The 23,125-nt window shown below is 51.3% G+C and carries 18 protein-coding genes; 12 read left to right on the top strand and 6 right to left on the bottom strand.

What is annotated here, in order from left to right; translation table 11 throughout:
* Nucleotides 1-13: 13 nt before the first annotated feature.
* The 3 genes from BN54_RS02800 to mvk are packed head-to-tail and all read right to left on the bottom strand — an operon-like array spanning nucleotide 14 to nucleotide 3,041.
* Nucleotides 14-1,093, bottom strand: a complete 1,080-nt coding sequence (locus BN54_RS02800) for a phosphomevalonate kinase (RefSeq protein WP_019205622.1) — start codon at nucleotides 1,091-1,093, stop codon at nucleotides 14-16.
* Complete coding sequence (gene mvaD / locus BN54_RS02795; RefSeq protein ID WP_019205621.1) at nucleotides 1,090-2,073, bottom strand: diphosphomevalonate decarboxylase; 984 nt, start codon at nucleotides 2,071-2,073, stop codon at nucleotides 1,090-1,092. The genes BN54_RS02800 and mvaD overlap by 4 nt, the downstream gene beginning before the upstream one ends.
* 20 nt (nucleotides 2,074-2,093) lie before the next feature.
* On the bottom strand, nucleotides 2,094-3,041 hold the full coding sequence (mvk, locus tag BN54_RS02790; protein ID WP_019205620.1) for a mevalonate kinase: 948 nt from the start codon (nucleotides 3,039-3,041) through the stop codon (nucleotides 2,094-2,096).
* Between the two features lie 218 nt (nucleotides 3,042-3,259).
* On the opposite strand from mvk, the gene BN54_RS02785 reads away from it, so the two are divergent.
* From BN54_RS02785 to BN54_RS02750, 8 genes are all read left to right on the top strand, one after another.
* Nucleotides 3,260-6,094 carry a helicase C-terminal domain-containing protein gene (locus BN54_RS02785; protein ID WP_019205619.1) on the top strand — a complete coding sequence of 945 codons (2,835 nt, stop codon included), beginning with the start codon at nucleotides 3,260-3,262 and terminating at the stop codon, nucleotides 6,092-6,094.
* A 76-nt stretch (nucleotides 6,095-6,170) separates the two neighbouring features.
* Complete coding sequence (locus tag BN54_RS02780; protein ID WP_019205618.1) at nucleotides 6,171-6,689, top strand: cell wall elongation regulator TseB-like domain-containing protein; 519 nt, start codon at nucleotides 6,171-6,173, stop codon at nucleotides 6,687-6,689.
* Nucleotides 6,690-6,709: 20 nt separating this feature from the next.
* Nucleotides 6,710-8,008, top strand: coding sequence for an asparagine--tRNA ligase (asnS, locus tag BN54_RS02775; RefSeq protein ID WP_019205617.1), 1,299 nt, complete (start codon nucleotides 6,710-6,712; stop codon nucleotides 8,006-8,008).
* 120 nt (nucleotides 8,009-8,128) lie between these two features.
* Nucleotides 8,129-8,851, top strand: coding sequence for a DnaD domain-containing protein (locus BN54_RS02770; RefSeq protein ID WP_019205616.1), 723 nt, complete (start codon nucleotides 8,129-8,131; stop codon nucleotides 8,849-8,851).
* 94 nt (nucleotides 8,852-8,945) lie between these two features.
* Nucleotides 8,946-9,959, top strand: a complete 1,014-nt coding sequence (locus BN54_RS02765) for a DUF1002 domain-containing protein (protein WP_019205615.1) — start codon at nucleotides 8,946-8,948, stop codon at nucleotides 9,957-9,959.
* Between the two features lie 116 nt (nucleotides 9,960-10,075).
* Complete coding sequence (locus BN54_RS02760; protein ID WP_019205614.1) at nucleotides 10,076-10,978, top strand: DMT family transporter; 903 nt, start codon at nucleotides 10,076-10,078, stop codon at nucleotides 10,976-10,978.
* Between the two features lie 104 nt (nucleotides 10,979-11,082).
* Nucleotides 11,083-11,997, top strand: a complete 915-nt coding sequence (locus BN54_RS02755; protein ID WP_019205613.1) for a prenyltransferase — start codon at nucleotides 11,083-11,085, stop codon at nucleotides 11,995-11,997.
* Between the two features lie 35 nt (nucleotides 11,998-12,032).
* On the top strand, nucleotides 12,033-12,533 hold the full coding sequence (locus BN54_RS02750) for a cupin domain-containing protein (RefSeq protein WP_019205612.1): 501 nt from the start codon (nucleotides 12,033-12,035) through the stop codon (nucleotides 12,531-12,533).
* 86 nt (nucleotides 12,534-12,619) lie between these two features.
* Here BN54_RS02750 and BN54_RS02745 read toward each other — a convergent pair whose 3' ends face one another.
* On the bottom strand, nucleotides 12,620-13,840 hold the full coding sequence (locus tag BN54_RS02745) for an NAD(P)/FAD-dependent oxidoreductase (RefSeq protein ID WP_019205611.1): 1,221 nt from the start codon (nucleotides 13,838-13,840) through the stop codon (nucleotides 12,620-12,622).
* A 415-nt stretch (nucleotides 13,841-14,255) separates the two neighbouring features.
* Between BN54_RS02745 and BN54_RS02740 the strand changes: the two genes are divergently transcribed.
* The 4 genes from BN54_RS02740 to cydC are packed head-to-tail and all read left to right on the top strand — an operon-like array spanning nucleotide 14,256 to nucleotide 20,193.
* Nucleotides 14,256-15,695, top strand: coding sequence for a cytochrome ubiquinol oxidase subunit I (locus BN54_RS02740; RefSeq protein WP_019205610.1), 1,440 nt, complete (start codon nucleotides 14,256-14,258; stop codon nucleotides 15,693-15,695).
* Nucleotides 15,696-16,718, top strand: coding sequence for a cytochrome d ubiquinol oxidase subunit II (cydB, locus tag BN54_RS02735; RefSeq protein WP_019205609.1), 1,023 nt, complete (start codon nucleotides 15,696-15,698; stop codon nucleotides 16,716-16,718). It begins immediately after the preceding gene.
* Nucleotides 16,719-16,721: 3 nt separating this feature from the next.
* Complete coding sequence (gene cydD / locus BN54_RS02730; protein WP_019205608.1) at nucleotides 16,722-18,455, top strand: thiol reductant ABC exporter subunit CydD; 1,734 nt, start codon at nucleotides 16,722-16,724, stop codon at nucleotides 18,453-18,455.
* Complete coding sequence (gene cydC, locus BN54_RS02725; protein ID WP_019205607.1) at nucleotides 18,445-20,193, top strand: thiol reductant ABC exporter subunit CydC; 1,749 nt, start codon at nucleotides 18,445-18,447, stop codon at nucleotides 20,191-20,193. The genes cydD and cydC overlap by 11 nt, the downstream gene beginning before the upstream one ends.
* A 67-nt stretch (nucleotides 20,194-20,260) precedes the next feature.
* Here cydC and BN54_RS02720 read toward each other — a convergent pair whose 3' ends face one another.
* Both BN54_RS02720 and recU read right to left on the bottom strand, forming a co-directional pair.
* On the bottom strand, nucleotides 20,261-22,507 hold the full coding sequence (locus tag BN54_RS02720) for a PBP1A family penicillin-binding protein (RefSeq protein ID WP_019205606.1): 2,247 nt from the start codon (nucleotides 22,505-22,507) through the stop codon (nucleotides 20,261-20,263).
* Entirely contained in the window at nucleotides 22,500-23,117 is a 618-nt protein-coding gene (gene recU / locus BN54_RS02715; protein ID WP_019205605.1) for a Holliday junction resolvase RecU, read from the bottom strand. The genes BN54_RS02720 and recU overlap by 8 nt, the downstream gene beginning before the upstream one ends.
* Between the last annotated feature and the right edge of the window lie 8 nt (nucleotides 23,118-23,125).

The following is a 23,125-nucleotide window of genomic DNA, read 5'->3' as shown; positions in this document are numbered from 1 at the left end:
ATCCTCCGGGAGCTTAGGGTTCAGCAACAAAATGGACGGTCAGGGGCAAGCGCTCGATGCCCGCTCGATGCCAAGCATTGGTCAGTTCGGCTAGGTTAGCTTGGTGGTCAATCGCGACAATGCCGCAGTCCCCACCACCCGCGCCAGAAGTCTTGGCCGCACCACCGAATTGTTCCGCAATTTGGCAGAGCTGCTTGAGTAAGGGCGTTTCGATGGCGACCCCGGACCGCTTCGCCAGGTTTGCCAACAGAATTCGATTGGTCCGAATCTGATCTTGAATGGCCGATAGATTATTGGTTTGGAAGCCGGCAATCATCGCTTTTAAACACCGCCGGCTGTTTTCCAAGAATTGGTGGTATTCTGCTTGGTGCTCAGCTTTAAAGAGCGCAATTTTGTCCACTAATTGAGAAGTGGAGGCTGGCTTGCCGGTCCAGCCGATCACTAATTTTAAGCGCTCCGGGACTTTTAATGGTTCAATGGCTAAATTGGGCCAGGGGAGTTGTAACAACGTCGGTAGGGGTAAAATGCCCCGTTGGTTGGCCAGCCACTGCCGGTCAAATGAATGATAGGCAATCCAACCGCCGTAAACCGACGCGGCCACATCGCCCAAGGAACCATTGCCCTGGACGGAGAAGTGCGCGATTGCGGCCAGCTTAAAGGTTTGGGCCTTGCTAACCGTCAATTGATAAAATTGGCAAAGCGCTTTGACCGTGGCAACGGTGACCGCAGCAGAAGAACCCAACCCATATTTGCGACCACTTTGGTTGTCTAATTGACTGTCGATTTGCATTTTAAAGACCCGCAAGTCCCGTCCGCAGGCTTTGGCATATTCTTCAGTTACGGCAATGGCTGCCAAAATATAAGAAAAGGGGTTGTCGCGTTTGTCAACCACCAATTGGTCCCCCTGGCGGCGCCACGATAAGGCACTGTTTTGGTATTGTTGGCTGATGATTTGGCCAGTCGGTCCATCAGTCTCAGAAATTGTACAAGTGACAAATTGGTTAAGGGCAACAAGAATCGCCGGGTAGCCGTTTTCAACCACGGCGTACTCCCCGGCGATATATAATTTGCCTGGTGCTTTTGCGGTAATCAAATTAAAGAATCCCTCTCATCTGTTAATTCCTCTACCCCAGGCCCAGGTTTAGCGACGGCCAGGTGGTCAGCGCCAAACTGGGGGGTGAGGGCCGTTAATATCGTTTCCCGGTCACGACGATCATAAATTACTTTCACGTTCGGACCAGCATCCATCGTATAATAACAGCTTACGCCCGTTTCTCGCAAGTGATCAATGGTTTCCATTGCTTTAAGCGTGGCGGCATTAAAATAGGTGAAGCCAGGGTCAGCCGCTAAATTCAAGGCGTGCATCCGGAGCGCATTGGTTTGGGCTAAGTGCCCGATTTGATCAATATCTTGGGCGGCAATCGCCAGCTTCATGGCTGCCATGTCATGCGCGACCACTTCCCGCCAAGTGGGATAGTAAGGCGAGGTGGCCACAACGTGTTGCATGCCCCGGCGGCTGCCGATCTTTTTTTGGCGCGTATCCAGGAGAATCGCCAGCATTTCCAAACCAAAATCAACGTGTTCTTGAATCGGTTCGGCAAAGGATGATTGGTCATCATGGCCAGCGTGCCATTCAACCAAGCCCCCGAAGATTGAGCGGGTTGCCGAGCCCGAGCCCCGCCGCGCTAAGCGGGACAGCTCAGTGCGGGACGGGTGCAGCCCCTGAGCCCAACTGGCCGCCGCCGCGAGGGCCGCAAAGGCCGAAGCCGAAGAAGCTAAACCGGCTGCCATCGGGACATTATTAACCGATGCCACCCGGGCAAAACAACCTTGGGGACGGACCAGGTCTAAAAATTGGCTGACGCGTTGGGCCACTTTAGGGGCGGCCGGTGCCTGGTCGATTTGAATTTGGTCGGCTGCTAACGTAGGATCAAATTCAACGCTAGTGGTGGTGTAGAAGCGATCCAAGGTGAGGGAAAGGCTGTCCGTTTGGGGCAGCATCAAAGTGGGATCCTTTTTCCCCCAGTATTTGACTAAGGCGATATTGGTATGCGCACGGGCGGTTGCTTTCATCATGAAGTATCCTCCTTTGGTTAGTCAGTGCTGAGTGCCGATGCTTTTAAGGGTTGGAGCCAGGTTTGCGTGGCGCCGGCGGTTTGCAGCGCTTGGGCGAGGTGTTGAGCCTGGGACAGATCGGCAGCCAGGGCAAAGAAGCATCCGCCCCGGCCGCCCCCGGTTAGTTTCGCGCCAAGGGCCCCGTGGGCTTTGGCCGTGGCAATCAAACGATCTAACGTTGGATCGCTGACGTTGAGGGTGGCCAGGTTGATCTGGGCCTTATCTAAGACCGCCCCAAGCGCGTTAGGTTGGTTGGTGGCCAAAAAATGTTTGGTTTGTTCTGCCAGCTGGCCGAGATCGACTAGGGCTTCTTTCGCGGTGGTTGGGTGTAAGGTCAATTCTTGTTTGACGGCGGCAATCGCTTCTTTCGTCGCCCCGTGCACCCCAGAGTCGGCGATCACCAGGACAGCATCTAAATCAAGGTCGATCGGCACCCCAGCCTGGCCCCGGACAAACCATAACGGCCGGTCGGCACTGGTCATGGCGGCGTCTAAACCGCTGGGACTGCGGTGGGTGACTTGTTCTTCGATGTCGGCCCATTTTAACAATTCGGGCCGGGACAGAGGCGCGTCATAAAGATCAAAGAAGGCTCGGATAATCGCAATCGCGGCCGCGGCCGAAGAGCCCATCCCCCGTTCAGCCGGGATTTGGCTGGTAATCAACATCGCCCAGTTGCCATCATCGTGAAAGTGTACTTGGAGTCGGTGGATTAATTGACCGATCCCGGCCATCGGGGCTGGCAGCTCACTTAAGCGCCCCGTAAAATAGCGGCTTTCGATGGTGGCGGGGCCACTTTGCCGGCTCAGGGTGACCGTGGTTTTAATTGAAGCTAAGGGAAGGGCAATTGCTGGTTGACCATACACAACGCTGTGTTCACCAATAAAAATTAATTTAGCGTGACTTTGTCCATAACCTGAATTTTTCAAGTTGTTTCAACCTGCTTTCTAAAAATAACTACTGTCTATTCTACCATTAAGTATCTACAACAGGGAAATTCATCTGAAGCACTTTACCGAAACTCGATTGCCCGGGTGGGGTATGGTATAGTGGACTTAAATTTATGATGCTGTGACCACCCCGTACCAGCTGGGCTGAACGGTCAGGTTTTGGTCGCGGTAAGTTTAGGAAGAAAGAACGAATTGCAATGCAAAAAAAGAAAACGCCCCGGGGCCCAATTTACGCGGTCGTTGATTTAGAAACGACCGGGACCAACGTTAAAAAGGGGGACCGGATCATCCAAATCGGCTGTGTGTTGGTACAAGATGGCCAGTTGATTAATCACTTTGAGACTAAGGTCAATCCCGAACAACCAATTGCGCGCTCAATCAGCCAGTTAACCGGAATTTGGGCCGCGGATGTCAAAGCGGCCCCGCTCTTTGAAGAAGTTGCGCCAACCTTACAAAGTTTATTAGCGGATACAATCTTTGTGGCCCACAACGTTAATTTTGATTTTCCCTTTTTAAACGCGGAATTTCAACGGATCGGTCTGCCCAAGCTGCAGATTCCGGCCGTTGATACCGTTAGTTTGAGCCAGTTGCTCTTGCCAACGGCGAAGAGTTATCGCTTGCGGGATTTGAGCGCCAAACTCCAGATTGAACACGATCAGCCCCACAGCGCGGTATCGGATGCGGAGGCGACCGCGCACTTGTTGATTGATCTGTTACAACGTTTGCAAGCGTTGCCAACTTTAACGCTGAATAAATTAGTGGCCTTGCAGCTGCAACTGCCCCTGCAAACCCGCTTATTGCTTGACCGGGCGGCGCAATACCGCCAAAGTCACCCCGTAGCCTTAGATGATGCCCACTACGTTAGTCACGGCTTGGTGTTGCATAAAAAACGGCCGCTCAGCGTGGCTACGCCCAAGACGCCCCCAGCTTTTCCGTTGACGAAGCGCCAAAAGCAGCGGTTGTTTGGTGATCTACTGACTTACCGGCCCTTGCAAGCGAAAATGATGAACGCGATTTATAACTACTTTACGCGTGATCACGCCCGGCAGATTATGATTGAAGCCGGGACCGGGGTGGGCAAGAGTCTGGGATACTTAGTTCCCCTGACGTATTTAGCGCAACCAACTGGTAAAGTGATTGTCGCTACGGCCACGAACCTGTTGCAGAGTCAATTAATGACGACGGCTTTGCCGCAGTTGCGGCAATTATTACCGGATTTCAGCGGGGCCGTGATGGTCAAAGGCAACGCCCATTACCTTAGTCTGAGCAAATTTGCCCACTCCCTAACGGTAAACGAAGATTCACAACTCAGCCAGTTTTTAAAAGCCCAATTGTTGGTCTGGTTGTTAACGACGACGACGGGCGATTTGGATGAATTGAATCTAACGGCGCAAAAGAGTCCGTATTTGGCAGAAGTTCGCCACACCGGTTTGGCAAACTTAGCCAGTGAAGATCCCTTTTATCGCGATGACTTCTTGGTTTATCGCCAGCGGCAATTAGCCTATGCACCGATTATCGTCACGAACCAAGCTTACTTAGTTGCCCATGCGGCTGAACTGGGCGCCCTGGCGCCAACGACCTATTTGGTGGTTGATGAAGCGCAACACCTGGCCCAAAGTGTTTTGAAACAGGCGCGGCACCAATTGGCGTTTGCGGAATGGCATTTACTGCTCAATCAGCTGGCGGCCTTGGTTAATCCAACTAATGTGCCCAACTTGCGGAGTTTATTTGCTAAGTTGCCACTGGCGGCTTACAACGTTGAATTGATGCAAGCGGATCTGGCCGGCCTGAAACAAACGGTTAGTGACCTGGCCGCGGCCTTATTAACCAAATTGACGCCACCGTCAGCTACCACGGGTACCTTTATTGAACAGGTCTTACCAAGTGCGGAGCTCAGCGTCTTATTGGATCCAGCGCATCCCCTGTGTGAAGCCTTTGAACAGGATTTGGCCAGTTTAAAGCTGCATTTTAGCGCTTTGCAACATTTGTTTGCGGAACGCCAAGCGCAATGGTTAGGTCAGGACCGTTATTTAATGAATCAATTTGCCAGCCAATTGGCGCAGTTAGTGGCCGTGGATGATCAGTTACACGAATTGAAACGGCTGGCCGACCAACCCGATCAACTGACCCTCTTTTGGCTCCGGGCCCGGCAGGGAAGCGAGACAACGACCTTGACCTTAACGGGGGGGCTGTTAGCGGCCAACCACTTCTTGCGCGAGCAAGTCTACGCCCACTTTACGCATCAATTGTTTACCGGTGCGACCTTATTTACTTCCAACCGCTCCGCCTTTATTTTTGACCAGTTGGATCTGGAGAAAGCCGCGGTGAAGGTCAAACGCTTGCCGGAAGCCTTTGATTATGAACATCAGGCCAAACTCTTGGTCGCCAGTGACGCGCCTAGCCCAACGGACCACGAAGAAGCCAGCTATCACCAGTACCTGGCACAGACGATTGCTGATTTGGCCGTGGCAACGGATTGTCAAACGATGGTGTTGTTTAACTCTTTGCAAACCATTGAGGCCGTGTATGGCTATTTGCGACAAACGGCGGTCTTTAATCAACGCGATATTCTGGCCCAAGGGGTTAACGGCAACCGGGCGAAATTGCTCAAACAGTTCAGCAGTGGGCATAATTCGATCCTCTTGGGGGCGGCCAGCTTTTGGGAAGGGATTGACTTGCCCGATAATCAGCTCCAGTTGCTGATTATTACCCGCTTACCATTTGCGGCCCCGACCCAATTGGAAAATCAAGCACGGTATGAGTTAATGAAGCAACAAGGGCACAGCCCGTTTTATCACTATTCTTTGCCCCAAGCAATTATTCGGTTGCGCCAAGGGGTCGGGCGGCTGTTGCGCACGCCGACGGATACGGGGGTGGCGGTAGTGTTAGATCCCCGGTTGGTAACCAAGCGGTATGGGCAAACCATGCAACGGGCCTTACCGGCGGGCTTACCGCAAGTGGAAGTGCCCACGGCGGAATTGAGTTCTGCCACGGCGGCTTTTTTGCAAACCGCCGGCTCAGCGAAACTTTAAAAATCAATTAATCTCTATTCGCCTTCGGAAATCTGTGATAAACTTTTACTGATATTGTTTAGGAAGGAAGGCTTTTATGCAAAGTCGGCGAGATGTTCAACGTCAAAAAAGCCGGGTTTCGGGTAAGCAAGTGCTGATTCGAAGCTTAATGACGGTTTTGGTACTGATCCTGGTTGCTTGGGGTTCGTTTGCAATTGCAACCCAACCCAAGACCAGTGCCCAGCGCCAAGCCGTTAGTCTGGCCAAAAAGTATGCAGATTTGCGGTCCTTTGATCACTTTTACGTCTACAATCGCGATCACACTTACTACACGGTAAGTGGGCAGAATCGGCAACACCAGCCCATTTTAGTGATCGTTCCCCAGACGGGGGGCAAATTAAGGGTGGTCAAGCAGGCCAGTGGCTTAACCAGTCAGCAAGCCGTGGCGAAGGTGCGAGCAGATCGCGCCGTTAAGCGGGTTTTAAAGGTGGCGCCGGGAATTTTTAATGACCGGGTCGTCTGGGAGGTTACCTACAAGAATGCGCAAGGAGCGCTGTGTTATGATTTGCTTAGCTTTAAGACTGGTCATTACGTTCAACGGATCAACAACCTATAGAATATTTGGAGGAATCAGGAGTGCAAACAATTAACATTATTGATGCCCCACACCACGTTAACGAACGGGTGAAGATTGGGGTTTGGTTAACGGATAAGCGATCCAGCGGGAAGATTGCCTTCTTGCAATTGCGGGATGGGACGGCCTTTTTCCAAGGGGTCTTGTTAAAGAATAAGGTCACCCCAGAAGTTTTTGAATTGGCCAAGCACGAATTGCGCCAAGAAGCCAGTTTCTGGGTGATCGGGGAAATTCATGAAGATACCCGTTCCAAGTTTGGGTACGAAATTCAAATTGAAGACATCGAAGTGATCGATGCCAGTGAAGACTATCCGATTGGCAACAAGGAACACGGGATTGACTTCCTGTTAGATAACCGCCACCTGTGGTTGCGTTCTTCAAAGCCCCAAGCGATGATGAAGATTCGCGACCGGGTGATCCGGGCTAATTACGAATACTTTGGTGACCATGGCTTTACCAAGATTGATCCCCCGATCCTGACCGGGAATGCCCCGGAAGGCACGACGGATCTGTTCCACACCAAATACTTTGAACAAGATGCTTACTTGTCCCAATCTGGTCAATTGTATGAAGAAGCTGGTGCCTTGGCCTTAAACAAGGTTTACTCCTTCGGGCCGGTTTTCCGGGCTGAAAAGTCCAAGACGCGGCGGCACCTGATTGAATTTTGGATGATTGAACCAGAAATGGCCTTTATGCACCAAGAAGAAAGCTTGGAAATTCAAGAAGAATACGTGGCCTACTTGGTGCAAAAAGTGATTGACGATTGCAGCCACGAACTGGAAGTCTTGGGGCGGGATCCAGAAACCTTGAAGCCATTTACCCAAACGCCATACCCACGGATCAGCTACGATGAAGCAATTGAATTGTTGCAAAAAGGTGGGCTGGATGTTCAATGGGGGGACGACTTTGGTTCGCCAGAAGAAACCTTCTTAGCGGATCACTTCTCCAAGCCCGTCTTTATTTTAAACTACCCGAAGTCGATCAAGCCGTTCTACATGAAGGGACACCCAACCCGGGATGACGTGTACGTTTGTGCCGACTTGTTGGCCCCAGAAGGTTACGGGGAAATTATTGGGGGCTCCGAACGGGAGACCGACTACGACACCTTATTGCAAGCCGTTAAGGATGCTGGGTTAGATCCAAAGGATTATGCTTGGTACTTAGACTTGCGCAAGTATGGGTCAGTGCCACACTCAGGCTTTGGTTTAGGGTTAGAACGGTTCTTGAGTTGGATTACCTTGCAGGATCACTTGCGGACGACGATCCCGTTCCCACGGATGCTGAACCGTTTATACCCGTAATTTCAATTTAAACTCACCAATCGAATTTTTTAATCACCGGGGTCGGAAAACAAGCAGCGTTTCCGACCCCGGTTTGTTGACGCGGCGATGGGGGATGGCCCCCTTAGAGAGGAAAGAACAATGGTTGATGTCTTATCAAAATACTTGCAAGCTGGCCAAACGACGGTCAGCAACCTCCTCTTGCACCACTACCATGACTTGGGGATGAGCACCAGTGAACTGATGGTTTATCTGGAGTTAAAGAGTTACCTGGATATGGGCCAGTTGCCCAATATTAAACAAATTGCGACGCACTTAGGGACGGAAACCAGTCAAGTTTATGAATTGATTCATGAATTGGTCAGTCACCATTTTTTGGCCCAACGGTTGCAAAAAAATGCGGCGGGCCAAGAAGCGGAAGTGTATGACTTCAGTCCCCTTCACGCTCGGTTGTTACAGTACTTAGAGCAACCAGACCACTTCAACGCAACACCGGAGCAGTCAGCCCCCCAGGATGCCAAAGAGCGTCTCTTTAAGCAATTGGAGAGTGGTTTTGGCCGTTTATTGAGTCCGATGGAGATCAACCTGGTGAACGATTGGCTGACCAAGGATCATTACGAGCCGGCGATTATCGAATTGGCCTTGCGCGAAACGGTCCTCAATGGGAAGTTTAGTTTTCGTTACATGGATCGGATTTTAATGAACTGGCGTCATCGGAAGTTAACCACGGTGGCGGCAATCGAAGCGGATCTGCGCCGGTTTGCCGAACAAAAGGCCGCGCCCAGTGCGGCGGAGTCGTCGGCACCGACGCCCCATATTCCGATTTTCAAGTTGGCCGATCAACCGCGCGAGCCGAAAGCTTAAATTTACCTCAAGTTCCGTAAAAGCAAGGTGGAAGGAACGCGGGCATGCTAAAATGAATAACAAACTGATGATAAATTAGGTGAGGGTGATAACGATGAAGAATACCAAACGGACCTTAGCCATCGTTTTGACAGCGGCGATTGTGGCTACGGCGGCCGGGCCGGTCAGTCAGGCCTTGGTTTTACCAACGCCGGTCCAAGCTGCGCAAACGGGATCAAGCCAACAAACGGCGTCTTTAAATCAGGCCTATGTGGTTTATGGGGCAGGGGCGCCCCAAAGCGTGTATGCCAACCTGAATGATGTGATGGATGTTGATTCGTCCTTTACGAAATTAACGGCGACGGGGCAGGACTACGCAACTTATATCAGCCACGGGGCACCCGCGACGGATGCGTCGATGATTTCTTCGGTGGCAATTGCCCCGACGGATCCCGGCTCCGGGGTCAAGGTAAACGTGAAAAAGTATAACGGGCAAAGCAACATTACCAAAGTTACGGCCCAACAATACGCGATGGTGGCCCAGATGGCCGGTGTAACGGATATTACGATTACTGTTACCGCGAACCGGGCGGTTTCAGGGGAATCAGCTTTAACCGGGGTTTATAAGGCCTTTGCGGCCGATGGGCACCAATTGGATACCCAAAATACTGCGGCGGCTAATTCCGTGTTAACAGCGACGCAAGCGGCGATTGATGCCAACAGTGATGACCAAGCTTATGCCGGAAAATTGATGGCCGCCGTCGGGGATACTTCCAAGCAAGTGGCGCAAGAAAAGCAAAAGGGAAACAACCTGACCAAAGTGCAAATTGAAGTGATTTTAAAGCAGGCGCTAGAAAAACGCGGGGTGGCTGATCAAACCACGGCCAACCAACAAAGTCAGATTGCCGGCTCGCTAGTGAACTTCCAGAATTCACCGATTGCTTCTTCTAAGACTTACGTAACCAACGTGACCAACACGATCAACAACGTGAAGAATTCAACCGGGGATTTGATGAATAAGGCGAAAAACTGGCTAAATAGTGACTCAGGAAAGCAAGCGGCCAACCAGGCATCGAATTGGTTCCAACGTTTAGTTAACTGGGTTAAGGGTTTATTCCAGCAAAATTAATTTTCTTAAGCAAAAGCCAGGGGAAACTTTCCTCTGGCTGCTTTTGGTTTAATTATTGGTATCAGCTGATCCGATAATGGTAAGATATTTGTATTGCTGAAAACGGAGGGTTAGTGATGAATAATAACCAAGTAATTAAGGGGATGACCTGGGCTGGGTTTGCCTCCTTGAGTTGGGGGATTTCCGGGACGGTTTTGCAGCTGATTTCGCAAGACTTAGCGGTGCCGGGCCCCTGGATGTTCTCGACCCGGACGACGGTGACGGGGGTCATCTTGTTGCTATTGAGTGCGGTAATTTACCGTGGTCAGATTTTCAATGTTTTTAAGACAAAGGCGGCCTTGCTGTCGGTTGTGACCTATGGGTTATTTGGGCTGGCCGCGAATCTGATTACCTTCTACTACTCGATTCAAACCGGGAATGCATCGACGGCGACGATCTTACAGTACTTGTCACCGTTATTCATTGTCTTAGGGGGGATTTTCTTCTATCGGAATCGCCCCTTGCGCAGTGACTTGCTGGCCTTTTTAGTGGCCTTGGTAGGAGTGTTGCTTTGTATCACCCGCGGTGATTTGACCCACTTGGCCGTGCCGTTGGTGTCCTTACTGTGGGGGTTAGGCTCCGGGATTACCGCCGCCTTTTATGTGGTCTTGCCCCAAAAAGCCAGTGCCACTAATCCCCCCTTGGTCGTCTTGGGCTGGGGGACGATGATTGCCGGGCTTTTCTTTAATCTCTTACACCCGTTTTGGGTCGGTGTGCCGCCGCTGACCCCGACGTTGGTTTCGTCGGTGGCGACGGTGATTTTCTTCGGGACGATTCTGCCGTTTGGGATGTTGCTATATGCCAGTCGCCTGGCCCCGTCGGATGTCGTTAGTATCATGGATGCCTTGCAGCCAATCATGACCACGATTTTAAGTGTTATCTTCTTTCACTTGGCTATCAATTTCTTTGAAGTCCTCGGGATCGTGTTGGTCTTGATTGCCATTTATATCTTACAAAACGGCCGGCGCAAGGCCCAGTAATGGTTAAACATAGTAAGCCAGAAGCTGCGGAAAAATGAATTTTCCCAGCTTCTTTTTTTGCGATCAAAATTAGTGTAAGATCATAATGGAAAAGAGGGGTTGAATTGTCAGTTAAAGTTTTTTTGGAATTAGTTGAGATTAAGGCCAAAACGGCCAGTGTACTGCCCGCACTCTTGGGCTTGTGCTTGAGCTATTACTATTTTCACAGTGTGAATTGGAGCTTGATGGTGCTCTTTTTTGTGGCCATGTTGCTGTTTAATATGGCCGTCGATATGTTGGATAATTATCACGATTATACCCACGCGGTTGATACCGCAGATTACCAGCAAAATACCAATATTATTGGTCGCGAAAAGCTTAATCCCCGCTTGGTTTTTTGGCTGCTGGTCAGCTTTGTGCTAGTGGCGGCCCTGCTGGGGTTGTATTTGGTCAGCCAGGTCGGTTGGCCGCTCTTGGCAATGGGGGTCTTTTGCTTTGCGGTGGGCATTGCCTACTCGTCTGGGCCGTTTCCGTTGTCGGGGCTGCCGGTCGGCGAATTTTTCTCCGGTTTTACCATGGGTTTTATGATCACCTTGATCAGTGTCTATCTCAATGCCTACCAGCATTTTGTGTGGGATCCCTTTAGCTTATTGGTGATTTTCGTAGTGGCTTTGCCAGATGAACTCTGGATTTCAAATTTGTTGCTCGCCAATAACATTTGTGATCAGCAAGAAGATGAGGATAACCGCCGGATTACGATCGTGCACTTTATTGGTAAAAAATGGGCTTTGAGGGCCTTTGCGGTTAAAAATGGCTTGGCCTTTGTGGCGCTTGGCTTGGCCGTTGGCTGGGGTTTTACGCCTTGGGCAACGTTATTCACCTGGCTGTTGATCCCGTTTGTCATCAAGCAAACCCGGATCTTGCTGGCCCGGCAGGTGAAAAAGGAAACCTTTCCGGCGGCGATTCGGATTTTGCTGGTGGGGTCGCTGGTGCAAGTGGTGACCTTTGCGTTAGGCATTGCGTTCGAAAATTGGCTCTAGAGTTACGCAAAGAAGTGAAAGGAACGTGATTTAAGATGTTAACAAAAGCCGACTACATTCAACAATTGAATCTTCAGCCCCACGCGGAGGGTGGTTGGTACCGGCAGGTCTTTCATGCGGCCACTCAGCGCTTGGACCCTGCGAGTCAAGCCCAACGGTTTGACTATACTTCGATTTATTTTTTACTGGACGAAAGTTCACCGTCTCATTTGCACCGGCTCTTGCATGATGAATTATGGTACTTTCACGCCGGCCAGCCCTTGACGGTGCATTGCTTAATGCCCGATGGCAGCTATGAGGCCTTGCATTTGGGGTCAGATTTGGCGGCGGGACAAGAATTTCAAGCCCGGGTGCCGGCAGGGACGATCTTTGGGGCGGAAGTTCACCGGGGGTTTGCTCTGGTCAGTTGCATGGTGGCCCCGGGCTTTGACTACCGGGACTTTGAGTTGTTGACGGCGCAAGAATTAACGGCGATGTATCCGGCCCAAGCGTCAATGATTAAACGGATGGCGTATGCGACGTTACCAGCTGAATAACTTAGCCAACATAAAAAGGATCCGCACTACAAATGCGGATCCTTTTTTGCTATCGGCAGACTTGAGACTACCAGCGGCGGGAAATTTTAGTGGTAAAGGTCGAAGCGACCCTTCTTGAAGACTTCCTTTAAGCCCCCAATCCGGTACAGGGATTCGTTGGCGATCATCTTCTTGGTAGCTGAAGCCAGGTAACCCTTGGTTTCGCGGCCCATTGCCACCCCAAAGGCCCGGGTGTTGCCGACGGAAGCGACGGTCCCTAAGGACTTGTAGACAAAGCCTTCGCTTAAGTGACTGCCCGTCTTCAAGACGTTGGCCAGGTCGGCAGCCGTGTACTTACCCATTGCTAAGGCAATTTGGGCTGTCGTTGGGTAAGGACGCTGGCCATCCGGTGGCATCACCGCTGCTACGTCACCAATGATGTAAAGATCGTCGTGGTCCGCATCGGTTAAGTGTTCGGTTGGAATGACCCGGCTCCGCCGTGCCTTTAAGCCAGCGGCGTCGACTAATGGGCTCCCAGAAACCCCGGTCGTCCAAATGATGGTCTTGGCCGTCAGTTCGTGTGGTGTTTGTTCTTCATCCTTGCCGAAGACGTAAATTGTCTTGCCCGGTGCCACTTCTTGCACCCGGGCATCGGTAATGATGTCGACGCCTAAGCTCTTAACCAGGTTGACCCCGTATTCTGCCAATTCATCGCTGAACATTGGCAACAGCCGGGTGCCGGCATCCAACATGGAAATCTTGATGTCAGATGGGTTGACCCCAGCGTGTTCAGCGTATTCCTTGCGGCCATCGGCTAAGGCCCCCGCCAGTTCGATCCCGGTAAAGCCGGCCCCGGCAATAATGATGTTTAAGGCATCTGGATCAGGGTTTTGCTTGTATTCATCCATTACCTTCAGTAAGTGGGCGTGGATGGCTTCGGCTTCGTCAACCGTCGTCATTGGCAGGGCGTTTTCTTCGGCGCCCTTGATGCCGAAGGTTTCGGAAATAAAGCCTAAGGCTACCACTAAGTAGTCATAAGACAATTGGTCGTGGTTCTTTAAGTCAACCGTCTTAGCAGCCGGGTCAAAGGCCACGACTTCATCTTGGATAAAGGTCGTAACCTTTGGATCGACGATGTCAGCCACATCGTAGGTAATCTTTTCCTTCGGTTCCGTCCCCGCCGCGACTTCGTGCAGATCGGTTGCTTCGTAGTGGTAGCTGTTTTTGTTGACCAACGTGATCTTAAAGCTGCCATCGGCCTTCTTTTGCAGTTCATGAACGGTCTTTAAGCCGGCATAACCAGCCCCCAGGACAACGACTTGCTTCATAAAAAATTCCCCCTCAAAAATAGAATGAAGATAATTGCTTATCGAATTAAAAGCGAAAATAAAAAATTGCGCTTTTAACTGATGGATAATTATTGATGGTTTAATTATAACAAGGAAATCGGTTGGTGAAAAACAAAAAACCGGAAAAAAAACGCAAAAAACTGCGAAAAATGTTGTTATTTAGCTCACAAAGTTGAAAATTGCGTCCCAATAAAAGCGGTTTATTTTAGGTGACACCGGATCACTTCTTATAATATGTAAGCGGTTTCTGAACCAAAAGATAATTTATCATTCTTTAATCTTTTATTGAAATACTAACTTTTTAAGAGTAAACTAAGGAATGAAATATAGGGAACACCCTATACGCTATTATTTTTGGACTTATTAGTCGATAATTTATATAGGGGGGATAATAGTGGACATTGTTAGTTTGGCACGGTTCCAATTTGCAATGACAACGGTTTACCACTTCTTCTTCGTACCGTTTTCAATCGGGACGGCTTTTGCCATTGCGATTATGGAAACCATTTACGTGCGCACTAAAAATGAAGTCTACAAGAAAATGGCCCGCTACTGGGGGAACATTTTCCTGTTGAGCTTCGCGGTTGGTGTTGTGACTGGGTTGATCCAAGAATTCCAATTCGGGATGAACTGGTCGGATTATTCACGTTTCATGGGGGACATTTTCGGGGCTCCATTAGCCTTTGAAGCTTTGTTGGCCTTCTTTATGGAATCAACCTTTATCGGGTTGTGGACGTTTACGTGGAACAAGGTTAAGCCAGGGGTGCATGCCCTGTTTATTTGGATGACCAGTATTGGTTCGATGATTTCGGCCCTGTGGATTTTGACCGCCAACTCCTTTATGCAAAACCCAGTGGGCTACACGATTAAGGATGGCCGGGCTGAAATGACCGACTTCTTTGCTTTGCTGAAGAACCCACAACTCTTCTTTGAATACGGTCACGTCATTGGGGCCGCCTTGATGATGGGTGGGGTCATCGTTGCCGGGTTGACGGGCTTCCAACTTTTGCGGGCCAAGAAGCAACCCGTTTCTGATGAAACCAAGCACATCTACAAGACTTCCATGCGGTTTGGGATGTGGGTTTCCTTGATTTTTGCCGTGCTGACGATTGCCGTCGGTCACGCCCAAATGCAATACCTGATCAAGGAACAACCAATGAAGTTTGCCGCGACTGAAGCGATTTACAAGAACACCAAGGATCCGGCTGGTTTAGCCTTGGTCGGGGTCGCCGATCAAAAGAACCATGAACTTAAGGGGAGCATTGAAATCCCTGGGATGTTGAGCTTTATGTCTTACAACAAGTTCTCTGGTTCTCTGACCGGGATGGACGAAGTTAATAAGGATTTAACCAAGAAGTACGGCAAGTACATTGCTGGCGAAAAGATGAACTACTACCCGCCGGTTAATACCTTGTTCTGGAGCTTCCGGATCATGGTCGGCGTCGGCATGTGGGTCGCCTTGGTCTCAATTGTTGCCCTCTTCTTGACGCGCAAGGGGAAGGAAACCTTGTATGAACACAAGTGGATGCTGTGGGTCGTGGCCCTGACGACCTTCTTGCCATTCATTGGGAACACGGTTGGTTGGTTTGTCACTGAATTTGGGCGTTACCCATGGACGGTTTACGGCCTGTTTACGATTAAGCAATCCGTTTCGCCAACCGTTTCGGTCGCTTCCTTGTTGACGTCGAACATTGTTTACTTCGTACTCTTCACGGCCTTAGCGATTGTGATGATCGGCTTGGTCATTAAGGAACTCCACAAGGACCCAGCTAACATCGAAAATCCACAATTGTTAGAAAAGTTCATGGATCCATTTGATAAGGGGGCCTTTTAAATGAGTGCATTTCAATTTTTATGGTTCCTTTTGATCGGGGTCTTGTTTGCCGGCTTCTTCTTCCTCGACGGTTTTGACTACGGGGTGGGGATGGCCGCTAAGACAATTGCCTCGAACGAAGCGGAACAAGATCAAATTATTCATTCAATTGGACCGGTTTGGGATGCCAATGAAGTTTGGCTGATTACGGCCGGTGGGGCCATGTTTGCCTCCTTCCCATACTGGTACGCAACGTTATTTAGTGGTTACTACTTGATTTTATTGGCGATTTTGTGCGGTTTGATTATTCGGGGGGTCTCCTTTGAATTCCGTGCAAAGGGGAATGCCAAGACCAAGCGGGTTTGGACCACGTTGTTGGCAATTGCCAGCGCTTGGGTTCCCTTCTTCTTAGGGGTCATGTTCATCTCGATGATTGAAGGGATGCCAATTGATGCCAATGGCAACATGCATGCCACCTTCTTTGATTACTTTAATTGGTTCTCCGTCGTCGGTGGGGTTGCCTTGACCTTACTGACTTACCTGCACGGGTTGAACTACGTGGCCTTGAAGACCGTCGGCCAGGTGCGGGAAGTGGCCCGCAACGTGGCGGAAGCCCTGTACTATGTGCTGTACGTTGGCTTAGTGGTCTTTGCCTTACTGTTGATCTTTAAGACCGACTTCTTTAGCGTGCACCCACTGGGGACGGCCATAACGGTTGTCTTGATCGTGGTCTTTGCGGTCTTGGCGCACGTGGCCGTTTTCAAGGGGAAGGAAATGCTGGCCTTCATTGCTAGCGGGTTGACGATGGTGTCGCTCGTGGCGATGATCTTTGTGGGGATGTTCCCGCGGGTCATGATCTCTTCTCTGAGTGCTAAGTACAGTCTGTTGATTCAAAATGCTTCTTCGACGTCCTACACCTTGACGGTGATGACGATTGCCACGATTTGCCTCTTGCCATTTGTTTTGGCTTACACGGCGTGGGCTTACTGGCTGTTCCGGAAGCGGATTGAAATGCCAACGGTCAAGCCACTGGAGGGATACTAAAAAATGGTTGATCGACTCCTATTTACAATTAACGGGGTCCGGTCAATGCTGGGAAAGCTTGTGGGACTGCACGTCCTACAAGCTTTTCTTATCATTGGTCAGACCTTAACGCTCTCGGCAGTTTTGGTGGGCTTATGGCAAGGCGAAAGTCTGGCGCGCCAAATGCCGTGGGTTGCCCTGTTTATTTTGTCATTTCTGGGCCGGCACGGCGAGAATTGGCTGATCAGTGGGATCTTAGATCGGTTTGCTCGGGCGAATGCCCAACGCCTGCGTTCCCAATTGTTGGCCCAAACCTTTACCTTCGGCCCCGCCTTGGTACAACGGGAAGGGACCGGGAACATGGTAACGTTGACCTTGGACGGGATCAGCCAGGTGGAAGATTACTTTAAGCTGGTGCTGAATAAAATGGTTAATATGATGGTAGTGCCGGTGTTGATTCTGGGAGTGGCCTTTTACTTAGATTGGCTCTCCGGGTTGATTATGGTCCTGGTTTACCCGTTGATTATTTTGTTTATGATTGTGCTGGGCTATGCCGCCCAGGCGCAAGCTGATCGCCAATTTGCGACATTCCAGCGCTTATCAAATCACTTTATTGACTCCTTGCGCGGGATTGACACGTTGAAATACTTTGGTTTAAGCAAGGCTTACTCCAAGAGTGTCTACCGCTCCAGTGAAGATTTTCGCAAGTCCACCATGGCAACTTTGCGGATTGCCATGACGTCGACTTTTGCCCTCGATTTTTTTACGACGCTTTCGATTGCGATTTTGGCGGTTACGTTAGGGCTACGCCTGATCAATGGGCAGATGACCCTTTATCCGGCCCTGGTGATTTTAGTCTTGGCCCCAGAATACTTTTTGCCGATTCGCAACTTTGCTAACGACTATCATGCAACGTTGAACGGCAAAAACGCCTTCCACAAGGTGATGACCTTGATTAACGAACCACCCGCACCGCAAGCTCCGTTGACGCTGACGCCTTGGCGGCCCACCGATGAACTGCAGGTTAAGGACCTAAGTTTTAGTTATGGGGAAGGCAAGGCTGGTTTGGCCCCGCTCAGTTTTCGCTTCCGCGGGTACCAAAAGGTCGGGATCATCGGGATGAGCGGCTCGGGGAAGACGACTTTGATCAACTTGTTGAGTGGTTTCTTGACGCCGGCAGCGGGGGAGATTACCCTCCAAGGGCAAACGGCAACCACTTTGCATGCCGCGGCCTGGCAAAAGCAGTTGACCTACTTACCGCAAAATCCGTATATTTTTTCGGCCAGCTTGCGGGAAAATATTGCCTTCTACCACCCGACGGCGACCGAAGCTGAGGTCCAAGAAGCCGTCCACGTGGTCGGGTTGGATGACTTGGTAGCCGAATTGCCAGCCGGTCTGGAAACCCAAATTGGGGCCGGCAAACGGGCGCTGTCCGGGGGGCAGGCCCAGCGGATTGCCCTGGCGCGGGCCTTTTTGGACCCGAACCGGCGGGTCATGATTTTTGACGAACCAACCGCGCACCTAGACTTGGAGACGGAACTGGAGCTAAAGGAGAAAATGTTACCCCTGATGGCGGACCACTTGGTGCTGTTTGCCACCCACCGCTTGCACTGGATGAAGCAAATGGACTACATTTTGGTGATGGAAGATGGGCACTTGGTTGAACAAGGGACCTACCAACAACTCCAAGCTCAGGCCGGGGCTTTTCAGCGCTTAGTTAAGCAGATGCAAGCCAAGGAGGAAAAAGATGCGCAATAAGTTTCCGTTATTAAAAATGTTAAAGACCGACCACTGGGTCAAGCCCTTCCTGCGTCACTACAAGCGGACCCTGGTCTTAGCGATTACGCTGGGGATTTTAACCTTCGTGTGTGCCGGTGGGCTGATGTTTACCTCGGGGTTTTTGATTTCTAAATCAGCGACCCGCCCCGAAAATATCCTGTTGGTGTACGTTCCCATCGTTTTAACCCGGGGCTTTGGGATTTTTCGGCCGGTGATGCGCTATGCGGAACGGCTCACGAGCCACAACTGGGTCTTTAAGATGACCTCGGAATTTCGTAAAAAAATGTACGATTCCCTCGAACAAGATGCCGTCTTTTTTAACAGCAAATACCGATTAGGGGATATTTTAGGGCTCTTGTCAGAAGACGTGGCCCACATCCAAAACCTCTATTTGCGGACGATCTTTCCGAATTTTGTGGCTTGGGGGCTGTATGCGATTATCGTGGTGAGCCTGGGGATTTTGTCGCCGGTAATGGGGGTCGTGATGTTAGTCCTCTTTGGGCTGATCATTTTTGCTCTTCCCCTGTGGTCGGTGGTGGTCAACGGGGCCCGACAAGAATACGAAAAACAAGTTAAAAACGCGTTGTACACGGATTTAACGGATAACGTGATGGGGATTGTCGACTGGGTATTTGCCCAACGCAACCAGGAGTACGTCGACCAGCACCTGGCCAGTGAACACGAACTGTACGCGACCCAAGCGGCGTTGCGCAAGTTTGAGCGCTGCCGTGATTTCTTGTTGCAAGTAATGATTCTGCTGATCGCCTTGGCGTTGCTGGGGTGGGGGGCCAGTCGCTTTGGCGGCCAATTCGGGGGGCCAGCCAATTGGATTGCCGCCTTTGTGCTGGCCATTTTCCCGCTGGAAGATGCCCTGGCCGGGTTGCCGGCTGCCGCGCAAGAAACCAATGTTTATGTGGACTCGCTCAAGCGGTTGAATGCCTTGCCGCCGGTAACGACCTCGCCGACCTCAGCGCCGCAGTTGACGGCCCCCTTGGATTTTCAATTGACTGACGTTCACTATACCTACCCGGCGACCACCAAGGAAGTTCTCAAAGGTGTGGATCTCCAGTTGCCCGCGGGGCAAAAAGTGGCAATTCTGGGGAAAAGCGGTTCGGGAAAGAGTACGCTAGCCAGTTTATTGCGGGGCGACCGGGTGCCAACGGCCGGTCAGTTGACTTTAGCGGGGGTGGCGCCTAGTGAATTAGGCGATCAGATTGCGGACTTTATTGGCGTGATCAATCAAGCCCCCTACCTGTTTAATACCACCGTCCTAAACAACTTGCGGATCGGGAACGAAAACGCGAGTGAGGCTGACGTTTGGGCGGTCTTAGAACAGGTCGGTTTAAAGGCGACGATCGAACGGTTGCCCCACGGGTTGGCGACGATGGTCGATTCGGCCGGTTTGCGTTTTTCTGGTGGGGAGCGGCACCGGTTGGCCCTGGCCCGGATTCTCTTGGCGAAGACGCCAATTGTGTTGCTGGATGAACCGACCGTCGGCTTGGACCCGGTGACCGAGCGCGCGGTCATGAATACCTTCTTCACCGCCTTGCAAGATAAAACGTTGATCTGGATTACCCACCACTTACAAGGTATTGAAGCGATGGATCGGGTCATCTTCTTGGAAGATGGGCAATTAGCCATGGATGGTACGCCGCGCGAACTAGCCCAAACCAACGCCCGTTACCGACACTTAAAGGCGGTCGACGAAGGGCGCTAGCTTAATTATTGGGATAAGAAAAGAGTGATAACCACGTGGTGCGGTTATCACTCTTTTTACTTACGGATTATTGGCCAGCCGGGGCAACGCCACCATTGCTGGTATTGGTTGCCGTGCTGTTTTGCGTTTGGTTATTGTTTGGCGCCGGCGTTGACGGTGCGCTGGCGGACGCAGAAGATGCCGATGAAGCCGAGCTGCTTTGACTGCTGCTGGAGGCACTGTCCGTACTTTCCTTTTCGCTGCTGGCTGAGCTGGAACGCAGTAAGCTGCTGGCACTGGATGAATGGCTGGTCGAGCTCATTTCCGTAAAGCCAAAGGCCCACTTGGAATCGCGAATGACCAATTCCCGGTGTCCGCTGTAAGAGATGGCTTCCACCGTATCTGGCATCGTCCAGTCGCTGGCGTGGTTTTGCCCGTCTAAGAAGCTCATGATCGCCTTGTACAAGAGGTGGGCCGATTTTTCGTAGCCTTCTGCCACGGCGTACTTCGGATTATCAAAGCCGGTCCACACGGCCACGGAGTAGTTCTTGGTGTAACCAACCATCCAGGAGTCCATGACCCCGGACGTCCCGTACATTGGTTCATCGGTCCCGGTCTTCCCGGCTTGGTGGACCCCACTTAAGTTCGCGTCGGTGGCAGTCCCGTTACTGTCGGTAAAGACCCCTTTGAGCATGTCGGTAATCATGTAGGCCGTGGCCTTGGTCATTGCCCGTTTACCGTGCTTATCAAAGGTGATCGTCTTCCCGTCTTGGGTCGTAATTGAACTGATGTAGTACGGCTTGTAGTAGGTCCCACCGTTAGCAAAGGCAGCATAGGCAGCCGACATTTGCAGTGGGGAGACGTAGAGGCCGATCCCGTTTTGGAGGTTAAAGCCATTCTTCCCTGGGGTAATCCCCAGGCCTTTCAAGAAGGTCGTCGCCCGGGAAAGGCCCACGTCTTGCAGAGCGCGGATGGCCGGAACGTTCCGGGATTGCACGAGGGCGGAGCGCATGGTCATCGTGCCCTTGTACTTGTTGTCCCAGTCGCGCAGGGCTTTACTGGTGCCCGGCCAGTAGAACTTGGTGTCACTTAAGACCTTGTAAGTTGGCCAGTGGAGGTATTCGATCGCCGGACCATAATCCATGATTGGCTTGGCCGTCGAACCGGAACTCCGGTTGGATTGGACGGCGCGGTTTAAGCCGTAGATGACGTTATCGTCAATCTTGCGCCCGCCTAGCATAGCGACCACTTGCCCATTGTGGGGATCGGTAACGGCGACCCCGGTCTGCATGCTGTCATTTTGGAAGGCGACACCACTGTTGGCGGCGTTATAGAGTTCTTCTTGGGCGGCCAAGTCGAGGTTGGTGTGGACCTTGAGCCCGTCGGTGTTAACGTTGTAGCCTTGGGCTTGGAGTTGGGCCAGGACTTCTTTGACGTAAGCATCAACGATCTTTTCCTTCACCCCAGTGGTGTTTTCGCTGGTATTACCGTGGTCTTCATCCAGGCCACTGGTAATATTTTCGGCTTTGGCGCTTTTGGCCTGGGCGGCGGAAATATACTTGCTGCGCACCATCGCGTCGAGCACTTGATTACGCCGCTGGGTCGCGTACTTGGTGTCGTCGACGGCCGGGTTGTAATAGGTCGGCGATTGTGGAATCCCAGCCAGTGTTGCTAATTGGGCCAGGTCTAATTCATCGAGATCCTTGCCGTAGTAGTATTGCGCGGCGGTCTTCATTCCGTAGACCCCATTGCCCATGTAAACCTTATTAATGTAGAACTTTAAAATATCTTGTTTGGAGAAGTGCCGTTCTACATTTAAAGCCAACCAGGCTTCTTGGGCTTTACGCTTTAAGGTTTGATCCTTGGCCGACGTGGAGAAGACCGTCAGTTTGACCAGTTGTTGGGTCAGGGTACTCCCCCCTTGCATTCCGTTGCTGCGGTGGAAAATATCGGCGATCGCCGACCCCCCGATCCGGACTGGATCAATCCCGTGGTGCTTGTAGAAGCGCCGGTCTTCGATGGCGACAACGGCGTTCTTCAGCGTTGCGGGGATTTCGCTTTGCGAAGCGTATTCCCGCTTTTGTGCTCCCAAGCGGGAAATCACCTTATCGCTGTCGTCATAAATGGTCGTTGTCGACTGACTCTTTAAGGCGCTTTCGCTGATCGTCGGGGCACTGGAAGCCCAAAAGAAAAAGAGGGCGGCCAGTGCGACAAAAATCAATAAACAGATGCTCAGCGTCCAGCCGATGATCTTTTTGATCAGTGGGCCTTTGCCTTGACCACCACTTCGCGGCCGGTTGCGCCGGGAAGTGGTGGTAGTTCCATCATTATTCATGGTTGACTCCTTTTTGCCGCGCGATCAGTTGATCGACGGCCGATAAATATTGCAAGCGGGGATGCAGGCCTAATTGCACCGGGATCCCAACTTGTTTCAGTGTGGCGAGGGGGATCGAATGCTTGCCGCCCTGGGCTTGTTTTTGCCAGGCGGTAATTAAATGACTGGCTGGCAGGAGGTAATACGCTGTTAAGCGGGTAAACTTGATCAGGGCAAAACAAATTCCGCCTTGCTTAAGACAGGCCGCCAAGTGATCGATTTGATGCTGGTGAAAATTCTTGAGGGGAAACGAGGTCACGTTTTTCGTTTCCTTGGCATCAAAATCGATATAATACCCTTGGTAGATCCCATTGTAATCCGTGGTTGACGGCCGGCGAAAGTAAGCTTCGCGGACTACGGCCGCGCTGCGTTTGGGATAGTCGACCTTCACCAATTGAATTGGGGTCGGCTTTTTGTGGATCACCGCTTGGTTGGTGGCCAGGTAATAAGCGTTGCTGGCGTTGATTTCGGCTTCCAGTGACATTCCCCGGTCGGCAAAGTTGACGGCGGGTTGCGGCCGGCTTTGGGCGGGGCGCTGGGGCCCCTGGCCGTTTGGATAATGAATGGTCATGTGGTGGC

The organism is Limosilactobacillus ingluviei str. Autruche 4 (genome assembly GCF_000312405.1).
Lineage (GTDB): Bacteria > Bacillota > Bacilli > Lactobacillales > Lactobacillaceae > Limosilactobacillus > Limosilactobacillus ingluviei.
This window is presented reverse-complemented; position numbering and strand designations above follow the sequence as displayed.

What these genes read in the sequence shown, in the direction of transcription:
- mvaD (WP_019205621.1), bottom strand. Translation starts at nt 2,073, where the DNA reads ATGAAAGCAACCGCCCGTGCGCATACCAATATCGCCTTAGTCAAATAC.
- BN54_RS02785 (WP_019205619.1), top strand. Translation starts at nt 3,260, where the DNA reads ATGCAAAAAAAGAAAACGCCCCGGGGCCCAATTTACGCGGTCGTTGAT.
- BN54_RS02780 (WP_019205618.1), top strand. Translation starts at nt 6,171, where the DNA reads ATGCAAAGTCGGCGAGATGTTCAACGTCAAAAAAGCCGGGTTTCGGGT.
- BN54_RS02770 (WP_019205616.1), top strand. Translation starts at nt 8,129, where the DNA reads ATGGTTGATGTCTTATCAAAATACTTGCAAGCTGGCCAAACGACGGTC.
- BN54_RS02765 (WP_019205615.1), top strand. Translation starts at nt 8,946, where the DNA reads ATGAAGAATACCAAACGGACCTTAGCCATCGTTTTGACAGCGGCGATT.
- BN54_RS02760 (WP_019205614.1), top strand. Translation starts at nt 10,076, where the DNA reads ATGAATAATAACCAAGTAATTAAGGGGATGACCTGGGCTGGGTTTGCC.
- BN54_RS02750 (WP_019205612.1), top strand. Translation starts at nt 12,033, where the DNA reads ATGTTAACAAAAGCCGACTACATTCAACAATTGAATCTTCAGCCCCAC.
- BN54_RS02745 (WP_019205611.1), bottom strand. Translation starts at nt 13,840, where the DNA reads ATGAAGCAAGTCGTTGTCCTGGGGGCTGGTTATGCCGGCTTAAAGACC.
- cydB (WP_019205609.1), top strand. Translation starts at nt 15,696, where the DNA reads ATGAGTGCATTTCAATTTTTATGGTTCCTTTTGATCGGGGTCTTGTTT.
- cydD (WP_019205608.1), top strand. Translation starts at nt 16,722, where the DNA reads ATGGTTGATCGACTCCTATTTACAATTAACGGGGTCCGGTCAATGCTG.
- cydC (WP_019205607.1), top strand. Translation starts at nt 18,445, where the DNA reads ATGCGCAATAAGTTTCCGTTATTAAAAATGTTAAAGACCGACCACTGG.
- BN54_RS02720 (WP_019205606.1), bottom strand. Translation starts at nt 22,507, where the DNA reads ATGAATAATGATGGAACTACCACCACTTCCCGGCGCAACCGGCCGCGA.
- recU (WP_019205605.1), bottom strand. Translation starts at nt 23,117, where the DNA reads ATGACCATTCATTATCCAAACGGCCAGGGGCCCCAGCGCCCCGCCCAA.